At 72.6% G+C, this 5282-nt stretch carries 3 protein-coding genes and 1 pseudogene; all 4 read left to right on the forward strand.

The window, feature by feature from the left end; translation table 11 throughout:
• On the forward strand, window positions 1-582 hold a 582-nt coding region (locus tag VN520_RS37860; protein WP_325751493.1), incomplete at its 5' end, for a 4'-phosphopantetheinyl transferase family protein.
• A 261-nt stretch (window positions 583-843) separates the two neighbouring features.
• Window positions 844-2682: an asparagine synthase (glutamine-hydrolyzing) gene (asnB, locus tag VN520_RS37865; RefSeq protein WP_325751494.1), complete on the forward strand. Its 1839-nt coding sequence runs from the start codon at window positions 844-846 to the stop codon at window positions 2680-2682.
• 84 nt (window positions 2683-2766) lie between these two features.
• Window positions 2767-3629 (forward strand): annotated as a pseudogene (locus VN520_RS37870) (TauD/TfdA dioxygenase family protein).
• A 14-nt stretch (window positions 3630-3643) separates the two neighbouring features.
• Window positions 3644-5251, forward strand: a complete 1608-nt coding sequence (locus VN520_RS37875) for a GMC family oxidoreductase (RefSeq protein WP_325751495.1) — start codon at window positions 3644-3646, stop codon at window positions 5249-5251.
• The last annotated feature ends 31 nt before the right edge of the window (window positions 5252-5282 follow it).

Consider the following 5282-nt stretch of genomic DNA (forward strand, 5'->3'; position numbering starts at 1 on the left):
GTACGGATGTGCGCGCGCACCGCCCTGGCCCGATTGCGGGTCGCCCCTGCGCCGATCCTGCCGCGCGGGGGTCCCGACCCCTGGGCCCGGCAGGCCCCGGCGTGGCCCGACGGCGTCGTCGGCAGCATGACGCACTGCCCCGGCTACCGGGCCGCCGCCGTGGCCCGGGACGGTGACCTCGCCTCCCTGGGCATCGACGCCGAAGCACACGCGCCGCTGCCCGCCGGGGTCATCGACGGTGTGACGCTGCCCGACGAGCGGCGCCACCTGGCCCGGCTGGCCCGCAGCCACCCGCACGTGGCGTGGGAGAGCGTCCTGTTCAGCGCCAAGGAGAGCGTCTACAAGGCGTGGTTCCCGCTGACCGGCCGGTGGCTCGGCTTCCTGGACTGCGCCGTCGAACCCGATCCGGAAGGCGGGGTGTTCACCGCCGTGCTCCGCGTTCCGGGTCCCGTCGTGGCCGGCGCCCGCGTGGACCGCTTCACGGGGCGCTGGCGGGTCCTGGACGGGCCCGGGCGGACTCTCGTCGGTACGGTCGTCGCCGTACCCGGGGCCGCGCCCGCCGCCACCCCCGAGAATGTCTGATTTGTCTCCATGGGCATCAAGTTGCCACGCAACTTGATGCCCATGGCAGGGCGATCTGCGGCGCCGCGCGATCTGGCACAGTCGTTCATGGCGCCGGACCCGGCCGGAAGGAATTCCCCCGGTCCCCCGCCTTCCCGAACTCCCCGTGCGGGGCCGTTGCCCCGGCCCGAGCCGACCCGCACCCCTGCCGCCCGCCGCCTCGATCCCCGGCGTTCTCGCACTGCTTGAAGGAAATTCTTCCTACTCCTGGAGGTGAACCGCATGAGTGGTGTGGTGGGCTGGATCGACTTCCGGCGCGACCTGGGCGACCAGCTCGGCGTGCTGCAATCGATGACGCGGACGATGGCGCACAGGGGCCCCGACACCGAGGACGTGTGGATCGGCCGGAACGCCGCCCTCGGCCACCGCGGCCTGGCCACCGGACGCCCCGACGACGTGCGCCCCGCGCGCGTCAGCCTGGGCGGTGACACCGTCCACGCGGCACACACCGGCGAGGTCTACAACGGCGACGAACTGCGCCGCGACATCGAGGCGGCCGGCGGTGCCGTGCGCGGCGGCTCCACCGCCGAAGCGCTCCTCCAGGCCTACCTGTTGTGGGGCACCGACTTCGTGGAGCGCGTCAACGGCGCCTTCACCTTCGCCGTCTGGGACGGCCGCACCCGGCGACTGCACCTCGGCCGCGACCGGGCCGGCGTCAAGCCCCTCTACCACCATCCGTACGACGGCGGGGTCCTCTTCGCCTCCGAGCCCAAGGGCATCCTCGCCAACCCCCTGTTCCGGCCCCGTCTGGAGCTCTCGGCGCTGCCCGTCGTCCTCCAGCCGCGCCTGGCCCGGCCGGGCGAGACGCCGTTGAAGGACCTGTACGAGGTCGAGCCCGCCCACGTCGTGACGTACACCGCGAGCGGGGTCACCCGGCGGCGCTACTGGCAGCTGGTGAGCGAACCGCACCACGACACCTTCGAGGAGAGCGCCCGCACGGTCCGTGAACTCCTCGACGACACCGTGCGCCGCCAGCTCGCCACCGGCGTCCCGCTCGGCGCGATGCTCTCCGGCGGCGTCGACTCCACCTCCGTCGCCGCGCTCGCCGCGAGCGCCCTGCGCAAGGACGACCCGGACCGGAGACTGGCCACCTTCTGCGTGGAGTTCGAGAGCGACCCGGCGCACTTCGTGGCCACGGAACTGCGCCCGGACATCGACGCCCCGTACGCCGCCGAGGCCGCCGCGTTCCTCGGCACCGAACACACCACGCTCACCGCTTCGGTGCAGGACCTGCTGGACGTCGTCCCCGCCACCCGGCGCGCCCGCGACCTGCCCGGCTGGGGCCAGTTCGACGCCTCGATGTACCTGATCTTCCAGCAGATCCGCGCCAACTGCCCCGTCGCGCTCACCGGCGAGGCCGCCGACGAGGTCTTCGGCGGCTACCCCTACTTCTTCAAGCCCGAGGTGCTGGCCGCCGACCGCTTCCCCTGGCTCTTCGACGGCCCGAAGCTGTCCCGCTACCTCGTCCCCGACCTGCTCGCCGAGCTGGACCCGGAGGAGGACGAGCGCGCCCGCTACGCGGACGTCCTCGCACGCGTCCCCCGGCTCGCGGGCGAGAGCGCCGAGGACGCCCGGATCCGGGAGGTCTTCTTCCTCGGCCTGTCCGGCCCGCTCTCGGTGATCCTGGACCGCAAGGAGCGCATGAGCATGGCCCACGGCCTCGACGTCCGGGTGCCGTTCTGCGACCACCGGCTGCTCCAGTACGTGTGGAACGTGCCCTGGGAGACCAAGTCGCGGGGCGGGGTGAAGGGGCTGCTCAAGGCCGCCATGGCGGACGTCCTGCCGGCGAGCACCGTGAACCGCGCGAAGAGCGCCTACCCGCACGTGCAGAACCCCGCCTACGACCGGACCCTCCTCCGGGAGGCGACCTGGATCGTCAACGACGACGCCTCGCCGCTGAAGCCGCTGTTCGACACCGGGCGCACCAACGGCCTGATCCAGCAGATCTCCGCGGGCGCCGTCCACGGCGAGCTGCCCGGGGGCTCCAACCAGGCCGCGCTGCTGATCCAGCTCGTCGAGATGCGGCGCTGGATGGACGAGTACCAGGTGTCCCTGCCCTGACCCGCCCGACGGGCCCCGCGATCCGTGCGACGGACCCGGGCGCCGCCGACGTACCGACCGAACACCCCCAGGGAGTACCCCTTCATGCTTGAACTGGTCCCCATCACCGACGGCATCGGCACCGAGGTCCGCGGTGTCGACGTCACCCGGCCGCTGTCCGACCGCGACTTCGACCGGATCCACCAGGCCTGGATCGACACGACCATCCTGCTCATCCGGGGCCAGGACATGACGCCGGAGCAGCACATCGAGTTCACCCGGCGCTTCGGCGAGGTCTTCGCCTACACCCGCTCGCAGTTCAACGACGTCGAGCACCCCGAGATCCTCATCCTGTCCAACCTCACCAAGGACGGGAAGCCGATCGGCTCGGCCTACAGCGGGCGCGTCTGGCACAGCGACGGTGCCTACCTGACCCGGCCGCCGGTGGGCTCCATGCTGTACGCCCGGGAGATACCCCCGTCCGGGGGCGACACCTGGTACGGCAACATGTTCGCCGCGTACGAGGCGCTGCCGCAGGCCGTCAAGGAGCGCATCGAGGACCTGAAGGTCGTCATCAGCCGGGTCCAGTCACGGCCGTACAACTACCCCGACCGGCCGGCGCCCACGGAGCAGGAGCGCGCCGAGTGGTCCGAGGTGGCTCACCCGCTGGTCCGCCTCCACGAGGAGAACGGCCGCAAGGCCCTCTACGCGGGCGGCAACGTGCCCTGGCGCATCGAGGGCCTGTCCGAGGACGAGAGCGCACCGCTGATCACCTTCCTCCAGGAGTTCGCGATCCAGCCCCGCTTCACCTACCGCCACCGGTGCAGGTCGGCGACATCGTGCTGTGGGACAACCGCAGCGCGATGCACCGGGCCACCCCGTACGACCACGTCAACCACCGGCGGCTGCTGCACCGCACCACGATCACCGGCCGGCGCGGCGCCACCGCCGCGGCCGCGGCCGCGTGAGGGGGCGGGCGACGGTGAGGTACGACTACGTCGTCGTCGGCGCGGGCGCGGCGGGCTGTGTGCTCGCCGGCCGTCTGACGGAGGACCCCGCGATCCGCGTGCTGCTCCTCGAATCGGGCAGCGAACGGCGCAGCCCGCTGCTCGACGTCCCCGCCGCCGAGACGGTGCTGATGGGGAAACCGAAGTACGACTGGTGCTTCGAGACCGACGCCGATCCGACCCTCGAGGGCCGCAGCGTCAGCATCCCCCGGGGCCGTCTGCTCGGCGGTTCCAACCAGATCAACGGCATGATCTTCGTGCGCGGTCAGCGCCACGACTACGACGACTGGGAGGCCCTGGGCAACCCGGGCTGGTCCTGGGAGGGCGTCCTGCCGCACTTCCGCAGCCTGGAGCGGGTCAGCGGCATCGACGGCGACACCCGGGGCCGCGACGGACGCATCGCCGTCGGGCTGCCGCGCGAGCGCGACGAGCTGACCGACGCCTTCCTCACCGCCGCCGGCAAGGCCGGCTACCCCGAGAACCCGGACTACAACTCCGGCGACCAGGAGGGCTTCGGCTACTACCAGGTCAACCACGAGGAGGGCCGCCGCTCCTCCGCCGCGGGCACCTACCTCAAGGCGGCCCGCGGCAGGCCCAACCTCACCCTGGTCACCGAGGCGCACGTCACCGGCCTGCGCTTCGACGGCAAGCGCTGCGTCGGCGTCGACTACCGGCGGGGTGAGGGAGAGCACCGGGCCGACGCCGCCCACGAGGTGATCGTCAGCGCCGGAGCCGTACAGTCCCCGCAGCTGCTCGAACTCTCCGGCATCGGCTCGGCCGGCCACCTCGGCGACGTCGGCGTGCCCGTGGTGCACCACCTGCCCGGCGTCGGCGAGAACTTCCGCGACCACTTCGCCGCCCGGCTGCGCTGGCGGGTGCGCCGCCCGATCACCTTCAACGAGCGCTCCCGCGGCCTCGGCCTGGTCCGCGAGATCGCCCGCTACGCCCGCGAACGGCGCGGCCTGCTCAGCCTGCCGATCGCGCTCGGCCACGGCTTCGTCCGCTCCGACGACTCCCTGACCCGCCCCGACCTCCAGTACCACTTCGCGCCCGCCAGCTACGGCGGCGGCCGCAGCCGCCGCCTGGACACCGCCCCCGGCATGACCCTGGGCGTCTACCCGCTGCGCCCCGAGTCCAAGGGCTCCGTCCACATCCGCTCCCGGCAGCCGCTGACCCCGCCGTCGATCCGCACCCGCTTCCTCGAGTCGGAGGCCGACCGCGCCACCCTGATCGCAGGCGTGCGCATCGGCCGCCGCATCATCGAGGAGCCGAGTATGGACGCGTACCGGGCGTTCGAGCTGCTGCCCGGCAGCGACGTCCGCTCCGACGACGAACTGCTCGCCTACGCACGGCAGTACGGCGACACCTCCTACCACCCCGTGGGCACCTGCCGGATGGGCGACGACCCGCTGGCGGTCGTCGACGCACGGCTGCGGGTGCACGGCATCGAGGGCCTGCGCGTCATCGACGCCTCCGTCATGCCGGCCATGGTCTCGGGCAACACCAACGCCGCGAGCATGATGATCGGTGAGAAGGGCGCCTCCCTCGTCCTGGCCGACCACAAGGACAGGACCCGCGGATAGCCGCCGCCCCGGGGCCGTACGCCGACCGCAG

Source organism: Streptomyces sp., assembly GCF_035563135.1.
In the GTDB taxonomy this organism is placed as follows: Bacteria; Actinomycetota; Actinomycetes; order Streptomycetales; family Streptomycetaceae; genus Streptomyces.

Excerpts from the sequence above, each read along its gene's own strand:
- asnB (WP_325751494.1), top strand. The coding sequence starts at position 844 with ATGAGTGGTGTGGTGGGCTGGATCGACTTCCGGCGCGACCTGGGCGAC.